Origin of the sequence: Acidovorax sp. K2F, from assembly GCF_025246485.1 — a bacterium.
Classification (GTDB): Bacteria; Pseudomonadota; Gammaproteobacteria; order Burkholderiales; family Burkholderiaceae_C; genus Acidovorax; species Acidovorax delafieldii.
Genome location: NZ_JAOBSQ010000001.1, coordinates 22,878 through 39,561, shown reverse-complemented (window position 1 = coordinate 39,561; position 16,684 = coordinate 22,878). Strand labels below are relative to the sequence as shown.

At 66.8% G+C, this 16,684-nt stretch carries 16 protein-coding genes; 12 read left to right on the top strand and 4 right to left on the bottom strand.

Annotation, left to right across the window (positions count from 1 at the left end; all coding sequences use genetic code 11):
* The first annotated feature begins 139 nt into the window (after window positions 1-139).
* From rpmH to N4G42_RS00170, 7 genes are all read left to right on the top strand, one after another.
* Window positions 140-274 carry a 50S ribosomal protein L34 gene (rpmH, locus tag N4G42_RS00200; RefSeq protein WP_005798102.1) on the top strand — a complete coding sequence of 45 codons (135 nt, stop codon included), beginning with the start codon at window positions 140-142 and terminating at the stop codon, window positions 272-274.
* 73 nt (window positions 275-347) lie between these two features.
* A complete protein-coding gene (locus N4G42_RS00195) occupies window positions 348-851 on the top strand; it encodes a ribonuclease P protein component (protein WP_146870493.1) in 504 nt (167 codons plus the stop codon).
* Complete coding sequence (yidD, locus tag N4G42_RS00190) at window positions 848-1,141, top strand: membrane protein insertion efficiency factor YidD (RefSeq protein ID WP_082522278.1); 294 nt, start codon at window positions 848-850, stop codon at window positions 1,139-1,141. Before N4G42_RS00195 ends, yidD begins: the two co-directional genes overlap by 4 nt.
* Window positions 1,138-2,874 carry a membrane protein insertase YidC gene (yidC, locus tag N4G42_RS00185; protein WP_260665698.1) on the top strand — a complete coding sequence of 579 codons (1,737 nt, stop codon included), beginning with the start codon at window positions 1,138-1,140 and terminating at the stop codon, window positions 2,872-2,874. Before yidD ends, yidC begins: the two co-directional genes overlap by 4 nt.
* Before the next feature lie 89 nt (window positions 2,875-2,963).
* Window positions 2,964-4,385 carry a tRNA uridine-5-carboxymethylaminomethyl(34) synthesis GTPase MnmE gene (gene mnmE, locus N4G42_RS00180; RefSeq protein WP_260665697.1) on the top strand — a complete coding sequence of 474 codons (1,422 nt, stop codon included), beginning with the start codon at window positions 2,964-2,966 and terminating at the stop codon, window positions 4,383-4,385.
* A gap of 81 nt (window positions 4,386-4,466) precedes the next feature.
* The gene (locus N4G42_RS00175; protein ID WP_043565827.1) at window positions 4,467-4,958 is read left to right on the top strand and encodes a Crp/Fnr family transcriptional regulator; all 492 of its coding nucleotides are present in this window, start codon (window positions 4,467-4,469) and stop codon (window positions 4,956-4,958) included.
* 111 nt (window positions 4,959-5,069) lie between these two features.
* Window positions 5,070-6,038, top strand: coding sequence for a hypothetical protein (locus N4G42_RS00170; RefSeq protein WP_260665696.1), 969 nt, complete (start codon window positions 5,070-5,072; stop codon window positions 6,036-6,038).
* 60 nt (window positions 6,039-6,098) lie between these two features.
* Here the strand turns inward: N4G42_RS00170 and N4G42_RS00165 are convergent, their stop codons facing one another.
* Window positions 6,099-6,653 (bottom strand): adenine phosphoribosyltransferase, encoded by a 555-nt coding sequence (locus tag N4G42_RS00165; protein ID WP_043565825.1) that lies wholly within the window; start codon window positions 6,651-6,653, stop codon window positions 6,099-6,101.
* 223 nt (window positions 6,654-6,876) lie between these two features.
* On the opposite strand from N4G42_RS00165, the gene N4G42_RS00160 reads away from it, so the two are divergent.
* Window positions 6,877-9,930, top strand: coding sequence for an EAL domain-containing protein (locus N4G42_RS00160; protein WP_260665695.1), 3,054 nt, complete (start codon window positions 6,877-6,879; stop codon window positions 9,928-9,930).
* A gap of 114 nt (window positions 9,931-10,044) precedes the next feature.
* Here N4G42_RS00160 and N4G42_RS00155 read toward each other — a convergent pair whose 3' ends face one another.
* Window positions 10,045-12,030, bottom strand: a complete 1,986-nt coding sequence (locus tag N4G42_RS00155; protein ID WP_260665694.1) for a monovalent cation:proton antiporter family protein — start codon at window positions 12,028-12,030, stop codon at window positions 10,045-10,047.
* A 213-nt stretch (window positions 12,031-12,243) separates the two neighbouring features.
* Here N4G42_RS00155 and N4G42_RS00150 point away from each other — a divergent pair, with 213 nt between their 5' ends.
* Genes N4G42_RS00150 through N4G42_RS00135 form a run of 4 tightly spaced genes read left to right on the top strand, consistent with a single transcriptional unit; the run spans window position 12,244 to window position 15,258 of the window.
* Entirely contained in the window at window positions 12,244-13,245 is a 1,002-nt protein-coding gene (locus N4G42_RS00150; RefSeq protein ID WP_056056797.1) for an SIS domain-containing protein, read from the top strand.
* A 2-nt stretch (window positions 13,246-13,247) separates the two neighbouring features.
* Window positions 13,248-13,817 (top strand): KdsC family phosphatase, encoded by a 570-nt coding sequence (locus N4G42_RS00145; RefSeq protein WP_260665692.1) that lies wholly within the window; start codon window positions 13,248-13,250, stop codon window positions 13,815-13,817.
* Window positions 13,814-14,434: an LPS export ABC transporter periplasmic protein LptC gene (gene lptC / locus N4G42_RS00140; protein WP_056056794.1), complete on the top strand. Its 621-nt coding sequence runs from the start codon at window positions 13,814-13,816 to the stop codon at window positions 14,432-14,434. Before N4G42_RS00145 ends, lptC begins: the two co-directional genes overlap by 4 nt.
* 41 nt (window positions 14,435-14,475) lie before the next feature.
* Window positions 14,476-15,258 (top strand): SDR family oxidoreductase, encoded by a 783-nt coding sequence (locus N4G42_RS00135; RefSeq protein WP_199170858.1) that lies wholly within the window; start codon window positions 14,476-14,478, stop codon window positions 15,256-15,258.
* A gap of 118 nt (window positions 15,259-15,376) precedes the next feature.
* On the opposite strand, the gene N4G42_RS00130 is transcribed toward N4G42_RS00135, so the two are convergent.
* Window positions 15,377-15,928: an RNA recognition motif domain-containing protein gene (locus tag N4G42_RS00130; protein ID WP_260665691.1), complete on the bottom strand. Its 552-nt coding sequence runs from the start codon at window positions 15,926-15,928 to the stop codon at window positions 15,377-15,379.
* A gap of 271 nt (window positions 15,929-16,199) precedes the next feature.
* Window positions 16,200-16,583, bottom strand: a complete 384-nt coding sequence (locus N4G42_RS00125; RefSeq protein ID WP_056056787.1) for an RNA recognition motif domain-containing protein — start codon at window positions 16,581-16,583, stop codon at window positions 16,200-16,202.
* Window positions 16,584-16,684: the final 101 nt, after the last annotated feature.

Sequence of the window (16,684 nt, the reverse complement as noted above, 5' to 3'; positions counted from 1 at the left end):
CAGGGTGATTTGACCCGGCGCGCCGTTATTTCTGCCCCGTGGGTCTGCCTCCAGGCGATGTTTTATACATAGTGTGGGTGTGCAGATTGCAGGGGGTTCAAGAGCAGCAGTCCGGAACTGAACCTCAAGGAATAGCACCATGAAACGTACTTACCAGCCCTCCAAGACGCGCCGCGCGCGCACCCACGGTTTCCTCGTCCGCATGAAGACCCGCGGCGGCCGTGCCGTTATCAACGCACGCCGCGCCAAGGGCCGCAAGCGCCTGGCCGTCTAAGGCCGATACGGTCTACGGCCTGCTCCCCGCCTGTTCCCGGTTTGTACCGCCAGGTTCCAAACGGGGCGCTTGCATGCACAGGCTAAAAACCCGGCCGCAGTTCCAGGCTGCGATGGCGGGGGGCACTGTCTCCCGCACGGCGCATTTTGCGTTGCACCGTTTGGCACTGGACGCCAACAGCACCGCAGTTGCCAGCCAAGCCGCCGCTGTTGCACCTACAGGGCCCGGCTCCTTGCCGCACACGCAAGGGCCGCAGGCCCTGTTTGTCGTTCAGGGCGTCTGGATGGGTGCCATGGTGCCCAAGCGCTGGGCGCGCCGCGCCGTGACGCGCAACACCATCAAACGGCAGATCTACACCGTGGGCGCCACGTTTGAGGCGCGTTTGCCGCAGGCCGCCCATGTGGTGCGCCTGCGCTCGGCGTTTGATCGCAAGCAGTTCGTGAGCGCCACGTCCGACCAGCTCAAACAGGCGGTACGCGCGGAGCTGCTGCAGCTGTTCGGATATGCCACCCGGCATTCGGGCGCAGCGGTTGCTGCGCCTGTGCCGCCGGTGGCAGAGCCGGTGACTGCCCCATGATGCAGCGCCTGCTGATCGGCGTGGTCAAAGGCTATCGGCTGTTTCTCAGCCCCTGGCTGGGTTCGGCCTGCCGCTTTGAGCCGACCTGCTCGGTCTATTCGCTGCAGGCGCTGGAGCAGCACGGCGCTGCAGCAGGCAGTTATCTGACGGTGCGCAGGCTGGTACGCTGCCACCCCTGGTGTGACGGGGGCCATGATCCGGTCCCGCAAGATCTGCCGCGCAGCCTGCGGCTTTTCTCTAGGCTCACCCCTTCCACCACTCCCCCATCCTCACCAAAGAAGTCTTCATGAACGACATTCGCCGCACCATCCTGTGGGTGATTTTTGGCTTTTCCATGGTTCTGCTGTGGGACAAGTGGCAGCTGCACAACGGCAACAAGGCCACCTTTTTCCCGACCACGCCCGCTGTGACAGCGCCTGCTGCTGCCGCAGGCGCGGCCTCCGGTGCGACCGGGGCCGCAAGCGTGCCAGCCACCAGCGTGCCCGCAGCCACAACGGCCGCGCAGGGCGCAGCAGCGGTGCCCGGTCAGCCCGCAGCAGCGGTGCCCGGTCAGCCCGCAGCAGCGGCTGCGCCTGCCAAACGCGAACGCATTGAGGTCAAGACCGACCTGTATCGCCTGGTGTTCGACAGCGAAGGCGGCTCGATCACCCAGGCCGAGCTGCTCAAGCACGCCGACATGACCGACAAGGCCCGCAACTTCCTGTTGCTGGACGAGAGCGCGCAGCGCGTCTACGTGGCGCAGACCGGCCTGGTGGGCGGCACTTTCCCCACGCACAAGACGGTGATGACGGCCGTTCCCGGCCCGCGCGAACTCAAGGACGGTGAAGACTCCATGAGCATCCGCTTCGAGTCGCCCGACCAGGGCGGCGTGAAGCTGGTCAAGACCTGGACCATCAAACGCGGTGCTTATGACATTGCCGTCAAGCACGACATCGTCAACACCGGCAGCGCCGCTGTATCGCCCCAGCTGTATCTGCAACTGGTGCGTGACGGCAACAAGCCGCCAGGCGAGTCGTCGTTCTACTCCACCTTCACCGGCCCGGCGGTTTTCACCGAAGCCAAGAAGTATCAGAAGATCGAGTTCAAGGACATCGAAAGCGGCAAGGTCGACATTCCCAAGGACTCAGCCAATGGCTACGTCGCCATGGTGCAGCACTATTTCGCCACTGCATGGCTGCTGGCCGACGGCGTGCAGCGCGAGCCCTTCACCCGCAAGGTGGACACCAACCTGTACTCCGTGGGCATGCTGACCTCCCTCGGCACCATCGAGCCGGGCGCCACCAAGACCATCGACGCGCGCCTGTTCGCCGGCCCGCAGGTCGAGACCATGATGGAAAAGCTGTACCCCGGCCTGGAGCTGGTCAAGGACTACGGCTGGCTGACCATCTTGTCCAAGCCGCTGTACTGGCTGCTGGACCAGCTGCACAAGCTCTTGAACAACTGGGGCTGGTCCATCGTGGCGCTGGTGCTGCTGCTCAAGATCGCGTTCTACTGGCTCAACGCCAAGGCCTACGCCAGCATGGCCAAGATGAAGGCCATCAACCCCAAGATCATGGAGATGCGCGAGCGCCTGAAGGACAAGCCGCAGCAGATGCAGCAGGAGATGATGCGCATCTACCGCGAGGAAAAGGTCAACCCGATGGGCGGCTGCTTCCCCATCATGATCCAGATCCCCGTGTTCATCGCCCTGTACTGGGTGCTTCTGTCCAGCGTGGAAATGCGCAACGCGCCCTGGATCGGCTGGATCCACGACCTGTCGGCCCCGGACCCGTTCTTCATCCTGCCGCTGCTGATGACGCTGTCGTCGCTGCTGCAAACGGCCCTGAACCCCGCGCCACCAGACCCGATGCAGGCCAAGATGATGTGGTTCATGCCGCTGATCTTCAGCGTGATGTTCTTCTTCTTCCCGGCTGGCCTGGTGCTGTACTGGCTGACCAACAACATCTTGTCGATTGCGCAGCAGTGGATCATCAACACCCGCATGGGCGTGCCACCGCAGTTCAATCTGCCCAAGTTCAAGTGATGCCGCAGCGGCAACGCTGACATCCACGAACTGACCCCCAAAGGCCGCGCAAGCGGCCTTTTTTCTGTCACCTTGTAAAGTCCCTGCCCATGCTTGCACGCCACCACGACCCCATCGTTGCCATCGCCACTGCCCCCGGGCGCGGGGCCGTCGGCATCGTACGGGTGTCGGGCAAAGGGCTGGAGGCCCTGGTGCAGGCGCTGTGCGGCCGCACCCTCAAGCCCCGCGAAGCGACGTACCTGCCCTTTCGGGATGCACAGGGCCGGGCCATCGACCAGGGGCTCGCGCTGTACTTCCCCGGTCCGCACAGCTACACCGGCGAAGACGTGCTGGAGCTGCAGGCGCATGGGGGCCCGGTGGTGCTGCAGCTGCTGCTGGCGCGCTGTCTGGAGGCGGGGACTGCCACCCAACCGGCGACCGGCCAGCCCTGTCTGCCGGGCCTGCGCGTGGCCCAACCCGGGGAGTTCACCGAACGGGCTTTCCTGAACGACAAGATCGACCTGGCCCAGGCCGAGGCGATTGCCGACCTGATCGACGCCAGCACGGAAGCCGCAGCCCGCAGCGCCAGCCGCTCGCTGACCGGCGCGTTTTCTGCAGAAATCCACAGCCTGCGCGACGCACTCATCCATCTGCGCATGCTGGTGGAGGCCACGCTGGACTTTCCTGAAGAAGAAATCGACTTCTTGCGCAAGGCCGATGCGCATGGCCAGCTATCGAACTTGCAGCAAACGTTGGCCTCGGTGATGCAGCGCGCGCGCCAGGGCGCTTTGCTGCGCGAGGGCATCAAGGTGGTCATCGCCGGGCAGCCCAATGCCGGCAAAAGCTCACTGCTCAATGCGCTGGCAGGGGCCGAGCTGGCCATCGTCACGCCCATTGCCGGCACCACGCGCGACAAGGTCCAGCAGACCATCCAGATCGAAGGGGTGCCGCTGCACATCATCGACACCGCCGGCCTGCGCGACAGCAGTGATGAGGTCGAGCGCATCGGCATCGCCCGCGCCTGGGACGAGATTGCTGGGGCAGACGCCGTGCTGTTCCTGCACGACCTGTCGCGGCAAAGTGCTTCTGAATATGTAGCTGCAGACGCAGGTATCGAAAGCGCCTTGGGGCAAAAATTGCCAAAAAATATCCCCGTGATCGATGTCTGGAACAAGCTGGACTGCGCGGCCGGTGTTGCGCCTACGGCCAACCCCCGGCGCCCTGCGGTGCATCTGTCGGCCCGCACCGGTCAGGGGCTGGACGGCTTGCGACGGCTGCTGCTGGACGTGGCGGGCTGGCAGTCGGCACCCGAGGGCATCTACATTGCCCGGGCGCGGCATGTGCAGGCGCTGCAGGCTGTGTCGCTGCACCTGCAGGAAGCTGCTGACCAACTGCAGGCCCAGGGCCCGGCGCTGGACCTGCTGGCCGAGGAGCTGCGGCTGGCGCAGAACGCCCTGAGCGCCATCACTGGCGAGTTCACCTCCGACGACCTGCTCGGCGTGATCTTCTCCAGCTTCTGCATCGGTAAATAGCGACCGTTGGTCGCCCTATCTTGTAAACGGACGTAAACAGCGCTTGTGTCCGATCTGTAACAGGGTTACTTTCGGCGGACCATGAATGTTCCCATGCCCGTTGCCTCCAAGGTGGACCTCAAAGGTCTGATCGACGCCATTGCCCAGACCACGGCGGAGGACAGCATGACCAACCCGCTGACGGCCGCCCAGTGGGAGGTGCTGTCGTCCTACCTGCTCCCGGTGGTGTTGCCGGCGGGCCAGGTGCTTTTCAGCCAGGGTGCTACGGACCGCACCCTGTACCTGGTCGAAAGCGGCAGCCTGAGCGTGCACTACCAGGACGAAAAAGAACGCCTGCGTCTGGCGATTGTGGGCGCGGGGTCGGTGGTGGGTGAAGGCGCTTTCTTCTCGCACCGCGCGCGCAGTGCCACCGTCCAGGCCAGCGCGCCGTGCAAACTGTGGAGCCTCACGGCCATTCGCTTCACCGAGCTGACCAACCGCCAGCCCGCGATTGCCTTGGGTCTGGCCATGGCGGCAGGGGCTGTGCTGGCCAAGCGCCTGGGCAACCGCCGCCGCCGCGTTGCGGCCACCTGACAGGCGGGGCCTGTCGGGGGTTTCCCTCGGGCTTCTTCCGCCTTCTGCGGGGGGATGGCGCGTTACACTCGATTTGGATTTTGTCCAGGCACCATCCGAAGAAAGCAAGCCATGTCCCTGTTCAGTTGGTTCAGCCGCAAACCCGCTCCCGCCAAGCCCCGCGTAGCGGCCGAGCCCTCCGGCCTGTTCAACGCCGACGCCACCGTGCCCCTGCAACCTGGGCGCCAGGGCAAGCCGCTCGTGGAGCCCCAGCCCCCAGAGCACGCAGCCAACCGCAAGAACGAGCGCATGGAGCGCCGCGAGCTGCTCTATACCGTGGTGCGCGACGCCATGGTGCGCGCTGGCGTGCTGTCGGCCAGCTACAAGTTCAAGGTGCTGTCGCTCGACCAGCGCGGCCGCCAGTTCCTGGTGATGATGGACCTGGCCCGGGAATACGGCGGCGAGACGGTGCGCCTGAGCGAGATCGAGGCGCTCATCGCCCAGACCGCCAAAACCCGTTACGACATCCTGGTGACGGCCGTGTACTGGCGCATCAACGACCATGTGGCGGTGGGCATTCCGCAAAAGGGCGTGGCGCCCCAGGGCGCTGCGCTGCCGTTGCAGGCGGCTTCTACAGCGGTGCGCCGTCCGCCAGCAGCAGCGGCCACTGCCCCGGCACCCCTGGCCCCGTCGCCTGCACCGCAGGTGGGCGCACGCCCCGCCGCGGCTGCCGCGGCACCTGTTTCCCCTGCTCCTTTGGCGCCCGCTGCGGCCCCGCTGGCTGCGCGCCGCCCGCTCGGTGCGGTGTCGGCCCCCGCGCCCCTCGTGTCTGCACCCGCACCGCTGGCTGCCACGCGGCCTGCCTCTTCTGCCCGCTTTGAACCCATCGAGGCCGACGAGGTGGCCGCGTTCAAGCGCGCGCTGGCCAACGCCGCAGGGTCATCGGTGGCCACTGCTGCGGCCGCCAAGCCAGGCGTGCCGGTGCGCTCCGGTCCGCTGCTGCCACCGTCCCAGCCCACTGGGTTTGAGGACACCGAAATGCCCGGTGCCGACGGCCCGGCCCCCGACCTCAGCAGTACCCAGTACGGCGAACTCAACTGATTCAGGGGTCATGTGGTGCACGCCCACAGGGGGCTGTGCACCCATGCCACGGCCCTCGGATCAGTGCCCTGCAAAGTCCACCAGGGTGTACAGCGGCAGGCCCGCATCGCGCAGGCGCTGTGATCCGCCCAACTCGGGCAAATCGACAATGGCGGCGCCTTCGGTGACGGTGGCCCCCAGTTTCTCCAGCAGCTTCTTGCCGGCCATCATGGTGCCGCCGGTGGCGATCAGGTCGTCGATCAGCAGCACGCGGTCGCCGGCCTTCACGGCGTCGGTGTGCAGCTCCACGGTGGCGCTGCCGTATTCGAGTTCGTAGGTTTCCTCCACCGTGGTGAAGGGCAACTTGCCTTTCTTGCGGATGGGCACGAAGCCCACGTTCAGCTCGTAGGCCACCACGGCGCCCAGGATGAAGCCCCGCGCATCCAGGCCCGCCACAACATCGGGGCGCAGCGCCTTGTCCATGTAGCGGTGCACGAAGGCATCGATCAGCACACGGAAAACTTTCGGGTCCTGCAGCAGTGGCGTGATGTCGCGGAACTGCACGCCGGGCGCGGGCCAGTCGGGGACGGTGCGGATGTGCTGGCGAAGGTACTGGTTGACGCTGAGGGGCTGCATGGGCGGGTGGGGAGTGATGACGCGGGGGGAGGCCCGGGCAGGGCCAATGCCTGGGTGTGCGCCAGGGGCTGGCCAGTGGCGCGAGGCACGGAAAGTGCGAGAGTGTAAACAGCCCGGCGGTCCCCGCGCGCGCCTGCACCAGACGCCATAATGTGTTTCACTGGCGTTACAAACTCGCGCCGCCTGCGGCGGACGGTGCCCCAACCCCCACGACGATCGGCCCATGCCCATCTCCGTCCTGCTGATCGAGAGTGATCACCCCCACGCACAGGCCGTGGCGGGGGCGCTGGCCGATCCCTGGTCGGGCTGGCGCGTGGACGTGGTGGAGTCCATCACCGAGGCGCGCGACCACCTGCTGCGCCACCGGCCCGACATCGTGCTGGCGGCCCAGCGCACCATGGACGGATCGGCCTTTGACCTGCTGCAGCTGCTCGACGGCGTTCCGGCCATCATCATCGTGCGCATGGGGGCGGAGACCCACGCGGCGCAGGCCATGCGCCACGGCTTTGACGACTTCACCGTGCAGGACCCGGCGCTGGACTACCTGCTCACCCTGCCCGCGCAGATCGAAGCCGTGCTGGAGCGCACCTCCAGCGCCCGTGCCCGCCGCGCGGCCGAGGCCATGCTGGCGCGCCAGCACCGGCTGCTGCAGGCCATCTCGCGGGCCCAGGGCATGTTCATTGCCAGCTCGGGCCCCCGGGCGGCGTTCGAGGCGCTGCTGGGCGAGTTGATGACGCTGACCCAGAGCGCGTTCGGCCTCGTGGGCCAGGTGCAGCGGGCCGATGACGGGCACCCTTACCTGCGCGTGCACGCGATGACCGACATCAGCTGGGACGAGGCCTCGCGCCAGCGCTATGCCCAGCATGCCGAGGATGGCATGGTGTTCGACAACCTGCACTCGCTGGTGGGCGCTGCGCTGGTGACGGGCGAGCCGGTCCTCAGCAACGATGCCAACCACGATGCCCGCAGCGCGGGCACGCCGCCCGGCCACCCCACGCTGCGCACCTACCTGGGCCTGCCCATTCATGCGGCGGGCGAGCTGGTGGCCATGGTGGGGCTGGCCAACCGCAGCGGTGGTTACACCAACGCCGATGTGCAGTTTCTGCAGCCCTTGCTGAACACCATTGGCCAACTGGAGACCGCCCGCCGCGCCGAGCTGGCCCGCAGCCATGTGGAGGCCGAACTGGCCCGCACCAGCGCCCTGCTGGCCGAGAAGACCCGAGCCCTCGAAGGCACCCTGGACAACATTTCGCAGGGCATCACCAACGTGGACGCCGAGGGCCGCATCCGCGTCTACAACCAGCGTTACCTGGAGCTGCTGGACCTGCCCGAGTCCCTGCTGGCCACGCAGCCGCTGGTGGAAGAGGTGGTGCGCTTTCAGACCGAGCGGGGCGACTTCGGGCCCGAGTTCCAGCTCATCGAGCCCATGGCCCGCAACTATGTGGCGTCGGAATACGCGGCGCATGGCGGCCGCATGAACATGCCGCAGAGCTACGTGCGGCGCACCCGGCAGGGCCGCTACATCGAGGTGCGCACCCGTGCCCTGGAGCTCGGCGGGCGCGTGCGCACGTTCACCGATGTCACCGACTACCTGAGCACGCTGGAGGCCCTGCGCCAGAGCGAGGCGCGCTGGCGCAGCCTGACGGACCTGTCGTCCGACTGGTACTGGGAGCAGGACGACCAGTTTCGTTTTGTGCGGCTGGACGGCAACCCGTACCACACGGAGGGCGTGCCCGATGAGATGCACTACGGCCTGACCCGCTGGGAGTTGCCCGACACCTTCGTCAACGAAGGGCAATGGCGCGAGCACCGCGAGCAGCTGGAGGCGCACCAGGTCTTTCACGACTTCGAGATGCAGCGCCTGTCCCAGGACGGCAAGCCCGTGTGGGTGTCGATCAGTGGCGAGCCCATCTTTGACGAAGAGGGCCGCTTTACCGGCTACCGGGGCGTGGCGCGGGACATCACCGAGCGCAAGCTGGCCGAGGCCGAGATCCAGCGCCTGGCGTTCTACGACGAACTCACCGGCCTGCCCAACCGCCGGCTGCTGATGGACCGGCTGGAGCGCGCGGTGGCCACCACCCAGCGCGACGGCCGCCATGGCGCCCTGCTGTTCCTCGACCTGGACAACTTCAAGGGCATCAACGACACCATGGGCCACGAGTGGGGCGACCGCCTGCTGGTGCAGGTGGCCGCGCGCATCGGGGCCAGCGTGCGGGCCACCGACACCGTGGCGCGGCTGGGTGGCGATGAGTTTGTGGTCGTGGTGCAGGGCCTGCACGGCCATGAGGTCGAAGCCGCGGCCGAGGCCGAGGCCGTGGCCCAGAAGGTGCTGCTGGCGCTGAACCAGCCCTATGTGGTGGATGGCTGCGATATGCACAGCACCCCCAGCATCGGCATTGCGCTGTTCCAGGACGCGCAGCAGCCCGTGCAAGAGCTGCTCAAGCGCGCCGACCTGGCCATGTACCAGGCCAAGGCGCAGGGGCGCAACACCCTGTGCTTTTTCGACCCCGCCATGCAGGCTGCCGCGTCGGCGCGTTCGGCGCTGGAGGGCGATATCCGCCAGGGCCTGGCGCGCAACGAGTTCCTGCTGCACTACCAGCCGGTGGTGGACGCCACCGGCCACCTGCTGGGGGCCGAGGCGCTGGTGCGCTGGCAACACCCGCAGCGCGGCATGGTCTCGCCCGCCGATTTCATACCGCTGGCCGAGCAGACGGGGCTCATCCTGCCCCTGGGGCGCCAGGTGCTGGCCCTGGCCTGCCGCCAGCTGGCCCAGTGGGCCACCGCCCCGGCGAAAGCCGCGTGGACGCTGGCCGTGAACGTGAGTGCCCAGGAGTTCCGCCAGCCCGATTTTGTGGAGCAGGTGCTGGCAGCGCTGCGCGATGCGGCCGCCAACCCGCGCCTGCTCAAGCTCGAACTCACCGAAAGCCTGCTGCTGCACGACGTGGAGGACAGCATCCTCAAGATGCAGGCGCTGCGCACGCTGGGGGTGGGCTTTTCGCTCGACGACTTTGGCACCGGGTACTCATCGCTCAGCTACCTCAAGCGCCTGCCGCTGGACCAGCTCAAGATCGACCAGAGCTTTGTGCGCGACGTGCTCACCGACCCCAACGACGCCACCATCGCCTGTACCATCATCACGCTGGCCCGCAGCCTGGGCCTGGACGTGGTGGCTGAGGGCGTGGAAACCGAGGGGCAGCGCAGCTTCTTGCTGCGCAACGGCTGCCGCCAGTTCCAGGGCTACCTGTTCGGGCGGCCTGGGCCGGAAGAGCTGCTGTAGTTTGCTATTAAATGTGTAGCTGTCAGCGCATATTGCACTAGCGCTACAGGCCGATTTCATTCAAATGGGGTGCCCAACCACCCGCTGAGCTGCCAGCGGCGGGCCGTGGGCCAGTCAGCCTTTCAGCAGCTTGTCTTCCGCCAGCGCCAGCGCCGCCGGATGGCCCGACAGCACCAGCGTGTCGCCTTCGGCCAGCAGGGCCTCGTCCACTGCTGCGCTCACATGGCCATTGCCGCGCCGCAGGTTGACCACGCGCACGCCCATGGCGGGTAGGGCCAGCTGGCCCAGGCTGCGGCCCAGGGCGGTGGAGCCCGGGGGCAGGTTGATGGTGGACAGGCGCTCCTGGTCGCGTTCGTTCACCGTGTCGTCGTCCGCGCCATGGAAGTAGCCGCGCAGCAGGTTGTAGCGCGCATCGCGCTGGTCCTGCACCAGCCGCAGCACGCGGCGCATGGGCACGCCCACCAGGGCCAGGGCGTGGCTGGCGAGCATGAGCGAGCCTTCGATGGCCTCGGGCACCACCTCGGTCGCACCGGCCTCCTGCAGCTTGTCCAGGTAAAGGTCGTCCTGCGTGCGCACCACCACCGGCACCTGTGGCGCGTGCGACCGGGCATTGGCCAGCACCTTCAGCGCGGCGGGCACATCGATGTAGGTCACGGCCACGGCGCTGGCGCGCACCAGGCCCGCCGCCATCAGCGCCTGCAGACGGGTGGCGTCGCCATACACCACCGAGTCGCCGGCCGCAGCGGCCTGGCGCACGCGGTCCGGGTCCAGGTCCAGCGCCATGTAGGGGATGCCCTCGTGCTCCAGCATGCGCGCCAGGTTCTGTCCGCAGCGGCCGTAGCCGCAGATGATCACGTGCTTGCTGGTGTTGATGGACTTGCGCGCAATCGATGTCATCTGCAGCGACTGCTGCAGCCAGTCGCTGGCCACCAGCTTCATCACGATGCGGTTGCTGTACATGATGAGGAAGGGCGTGGCCAGCATCGACAGCACCATGGCCGCGAGGATGGGGTTCATCAGCGCTGGCTGCACCAGCCCGTTGTTCTGCGTGAGCGACAGCAGCACAAAGCCGAACTCGCCCGCCTGCGCCAGGTACAGCCCGGTGCGCAGCGCCACACCGGTGGTCGCGCCCATGCCCCGCGCCAGCACCAGGATGATCCCCAGCTTGAGCACCAGGGGCACCGTGAGCAGCATCAACACCAGCGCCCAGCGGTCCACCAGGATGTGCCAGTCCAGCATCATGCCGATGGTGATGAAGAACAGGCCCAGCAGCACATCGTGAAAGGGCCGGATGTCCGTGCCCACCTGGTGGCGGTACTCGGTCTCGGACACCAGCACGCCCGCAATGAAGGCGCCCAGCGCCAGGCTCAGGCCCGCCAGCTCGGTCAGCCAGGCCAGGCCCAGCGTAATCAGCAGCAGGTTCAGCATGAACAGCTCGTCGCTCTTGCGCCGCGCGACTAGCGTGAGCCACCAGCGCATCAGCCGCTGGCCGCCCGTGAGCAGCAGGCCCACCAACATCGTGGCCTTGATCAGCGCCCAGCCCAGCGAAGTCAGCAGCTGGTCGGGCGACGACCCCAGCGCCGGAATCAGCACCAGCAGCGGCACCACCGCCAGGTCCTGGAACAGCAAGATGCCCATCACCCGCCGGCCGTGTTCACTCTCCAGCTCGGCCCGCTCGGCCATCAGCTTGACCACAATCGCCGTGCTGCTCATGGCCATCACGCCTGACAGCGCCAGCGCCGTCTGCCAGCCCATGTCCCACACCCCACCCGCCCAGCGCGACAACGCCAGTGCCATGCCGGACACGACCGCCATCGTCAGCACCACCTGCATCAGCCCCAGGCCAAACACCTGCTTGCGCATGGCACGCAGCTTGGGCAGGCTGAACTCCAGCCCGATGGCAAACATCAGGAACACCACGCCAAACTCGCCCAGGTGGCGCACGCCTTCGGAGTTTTGCGCCAGTGCCAGCGCGTGCGGGCCAATGAGCACCCCAGCGGCCAGGTAGCCCAGCATGGGCGGCAGCTTGAGGCTGCGGCAGGTCACCACGCCCAGCACCGCGGCCAGCAGGTAAAGCAGTGTGAGGGCGAGTGAAGACATGGGTTCGATGCTATCCGAGGCTTGCGTTGTGTAACACAGGATTCAAGCAAGCCATTGGCCGGGGCTGCAGGCCGCTGCTGCCTCCCTGTTTGTGCAAGTCTGGCAAGCCTTGTGGGCCGGGCAAGGGCTTTTCTACCCGGATGCACGGACCGTGCCAGTGGACTTGGCCCATGCGACGGCCCGGCAGGCATGCCCGGTCGATAGAATCCTTGCATGACTCCCGCCCCCGCCGCGCTGCCCCCTTTTGATGCCGACCAGGCCCTGCGCCTGGCCCGCGAGACCTTCCACATCGAGGTGGAGGCCCTGAATGGCCTGGCGGCCCGCGTGGATGGTGTGTTTGCCCAGGCGGTGTTGATGGTGCTGCAGGCCCGGGGCCGCGTGGTGGTGATGGGCATGGGCAAAAGTGGCCACGTGGGGCGCAAGATCGCCGCCACACTGGCCTCCACCGGCACCCCCGCGTTTTTTGTGCACCCTGCCGAGGCCAGCCACGGCGACCTGGGCATGGTCACCGGCGACGATCTGGTACTGGCCATCTCCAACAGCGGCGAAAGTGGCGAACTCACGGCCATCCTGCCCGTGCTGCGGCGCCTGGGCGCGCCCATGATCGCCATGACGGGCGGCCTGCAGTCCACCCTGGCGCGTTATGCCGACCTGGTGCTCGACTGCAGCGTGGCGCGCGAAGCCTGCCCGCTCAACCTGGCCCCCACCGCCAGCACCACGGCCCAGCTGGCCATGGGCGATGCGCTGGCTGTGGCCCTGCTGGACGCCCGGGGCTTCCGCCCCGAAGACTTTGCCCGCTCGCACCCCGGCGGTGCGCTGGGCCGCAAGCTGCTCACCCATGTGAGCGACGTGATGCGCTCGGGCACCGAGGTGCCGCGCGTGGCCCCCGATGCCTCGTTCAGCGATCTCATGCGCGAGATGAGCGCCAAGGGTCTGGGCGCCTCGGCCATCGTCGATGCCGACGGGCAGCTGTTGGGCATCTTCACCGACGGCGACCTGCGCCGCCGCATCGAGGCCGGGGCGGACCTGCGGTCCACCACCGCAGCCCAGGTCATGCACGCCAACCCGCGCCGCATTGCCCCCGACGCCCTGGCCGTGGACGCCGCTGAAATGATGGAAGCCCACGCCATCACCAGCGTGCTGGTGGTGGACGCAGCGGGCGCCCTGGTGGGCGTGGTGCACATCGGCGATCTGATGCGGGCGAAGGTGATCTGACGATGGCGCTGGTTCCTCAGACCTCTCCCTCTCCGGCCCTGCAGATTGAACCGGAGCTGCTGCTGCGCGCCCAGGGCGTGCGCGTGGCCTTTTTCGACGTGGACGGTGTTCTCACCGACGGCGGCCTGTACTTCAGCGAAACGGGCGAGACCCTCAAACGGTTCAACACCCTGGATGGCCACGGCCTCAAGCTGCTGCAAAAGGCAGGCATCACCCCCGCCGTGATCACCGGTCGCGACTCTGCCCCATTGCGCGTGCGCCTCAAGGCCTTGGGCGTGGAGCACGCCGTGTTTGGCACCGAAGACAAGCGCCCCGCCGCGGAGCAGATTCTGGCCACCCTGGGCCTGACCTGGGCGCAGGCGGCTGCCATGGGCGACGACTGGCCCGACCTGCCCGTGATGCGCCGCAGCGCCTTTGCCTGCGCGCCCGCAAACGCCCAGACCGAGGTGCGCCGCGCGGCCCACTTCGTCACCCAGGTGCGCGGGGGCGACGGTGCGGCGCGCGAGCTGTGCGACCTGCTGCTGGTGGCCACGGGCCGCTATGCGGCGCTGCTGGCGGACTACACCGCATGATCCGCGTGATACGCCAGGGCTGGGACCAGCTCTCGATCTACCTGCCCGTGGTGCTGATGGGCCTGCTGGCCCTGGGCACCTGGTGGCTGGTGCGCAACGCGCCCATGCCCCAGCTGCCTGCGATTGACCGGCCCGTGCAGCACCAGCCGGACTATTTCATGAAGTCCTTTTCGGTGAAGACATTCGATGCCACGGGCCGCCTGCAGAGCGAGGTGCAGGGTGACGAGGCGCGCCATTACCCCGACACCGATACGCTAGAGATCGATCAGGTCCGCATGCGTTCGGTCAGCCTTGATGGCCGGGTCACCGTGGCCACAGCCAACCGGGCCCTGAGCAACGCCGATGGCTCCGAAGTGCAGTTGTTCGGCAACGCCATCGTCAAGCGTGAACCGCTGCCCGCCAAGCCCGGGGCGGCAGCGCAGCCCCCCATGGAGTTCCGTGGTGAGTTTCTGCATGCCTTCACCAACACCGAGCGGGTGCGTTCTGATCAGCCGGTCACGCTCACCCGTGGCAACGACCGCTTCACCGCCGACAGCATGGATTACGACAACCTCGACCAGGTGCTGCAACTACGCGGGCGCGTGCGCGGCATGATCCTGCCGGGCACCACGCGGTAGCCTCCACCTATCCTGCCTAGCCGCCCACTGTCGGAATGCACATGACCACTCCCCTTGTCTTCATCACCGGCGCATCCAGTGGCATCGGCCAAGCCCTGGCCCAGCGCTATCACCAAGCGGGGTTTCGCCTGGCTCTGGTGGCGCGGCGCACTTCCGAAGTCAAAACATGGGCAAGTGCTCAAGGAATAAGCCCTGAAAGCTATGAAATTTATAGTGCTGATGTGTCGGTGACTGACAGCATCGTGGCTGCAGGGCGCGATTGCATCGCACGCCAGGGTGTGCCGGATGTGGTGATCGCCAATGCCGGCATCAGCGTGGGCATGGACACAGCGGTGCGGGACGATATCGACGTCATGGCCCGCACCTTTGCCACCAACAACATCGGCATGGCGGCCACCTTCCAGCCGTTTGTAGACGCCATGGTGCAGCGCGGCAGCGGCACCCTGGTGGGCATCGGCAGCGTGGCCGGCATCCGGGGCCTGCCCGGCCATGGCGCCTACTGCGCCAGCAAGGCGGCTGTCATCAGCTACTGCGAAAGCCTGCGGGGTGAATTGCGCCCCCACGGCGTGCGCGTGGTGACGGTGTCGCCGGGCTACATCGACACCCCCCTCACGCAACAGAACCGCTACAGCATGCCGTTTTTGATGCAGCCCGCCGATTTTGCCGACCAGGCGTTTCGCACCATTCAGGCGGGCGTGAGCTACCGGGTCATCCCCTGGCAAATGGGCGTGGTCGCCAAGCTGCTGCGCATGCTGCCCAACCCATTGTTTGACAAGGTGCTGGCGGGCCGCCCGCGCAAGCGCCGCCAGAGCGAAATGCAGTAGGGGCGGGATTGCACAAGGCGCCCCAAGGCGCCGGGGGCGATGGATATTGCTATCTCGACGTGCAGCTGCCATGAAAAAGGGCCCTGAAGGGCCCTTGTGACAGAAAAACGGGTGTGGTTCAGTAGCCGCCGTTGCCGCCGCCACCGTAGCCACCACCGCCGCCATTGCGGCCGCCGCCACCACCGTTGCGCGAACCCGAGCCGTACGGGCTGCGAAAGCCACCTTCGCTGCGGCCACCGCCGCCATAGCTCCCGCCACCACCTTCGCGGCCGCCGCCGTAGCCACCGCCGCCGCCCTCGCGGCCACCACCATAGCCACCGCCGCCTTCACGGCCGCCGCCATATCCGCCACCACCGCTGCGGCCGCCGCCGTAGCCGCCGCCACCACCACCGCCGAAACCACCGCTACGGGGTGGGCGTGGTTCCATGGGGCGGGCTTCGTTCACCACAATGCTGCGGCCGCCGAGGGGTTGGCCGTTCATGCCGTTGATGGCGGCCTGGGCTTCTGCGTCGCTGCCCATCTCCACAAAGCCAAAGCCTTTGGAGCGACCCGTGTCGCGCTCCATCATGACCTTGGCGCTGGTCACGGCACCGAACTGGCCAAAGGCCTGTTCCAGATCACCGTCGCGCACCGAGTAAGGCAGGTTGCCGACGTACAGTTTGTTGCCCATCGAGGGACTCCTCAAAAACACATGGATAAAGCGATGGAGTCCCCAAAACGCAGCCAGCTAATCTCAATGACGCTCTCAGCGCGAAACTGACGGATCACCGCAAACTTGAAATGCGGGCCAAACCCGCCAGACCATTATGCGCCACACTTTTGGGGAAAAAGCAAGGGGCTTTGCGCGCTGTGGTGTCCGTGCCGCGCCAGAACGCAAAAAGGAGCCCGAAGGCTCCTTTTTTTGCCGTCGGCAGGCCCTGAGGACTGCCGATAAGGACTTATTAGTAGCTGCTACGGCCACCGCCGTAACCACCACCGCCGCCACCGCCGTAGCCGCCGCCACCGCTACGGCCACCGCCGTAACCGCCGCCGCCGCCATTGCCGCCACCGAAGCCACCGCTACGGGGAGCGCGGGGCTCCATAGGACGGGCTTCGTTGACCACGAGGTCACGGCCACCGAAGTTTTGACCATGCACGCCTTGGATGGCGGCTTGGGCTTCAGCATCGCTGCCCATTTCGACAAAGCCGAAACCCTTGGAGCGGCCGGTGTCACGTTCCATCATGACCTTGGCGCTGCCAACCGAGCCGTACTGGCTGAAGGTCTGCTGCAGATCTTCGTCGCGGAAAGAGTAGGGCAGGTTGCCCACGTAAAGTTTGTTGCCCATGAAGGACTCCTGAAAAAACACAAAAACGCGATGGAGCCCGACGCAATCAACAAACCTGTGACGACTTCAAAGACGCGAAACTGACCATTCACCGCTAAGCT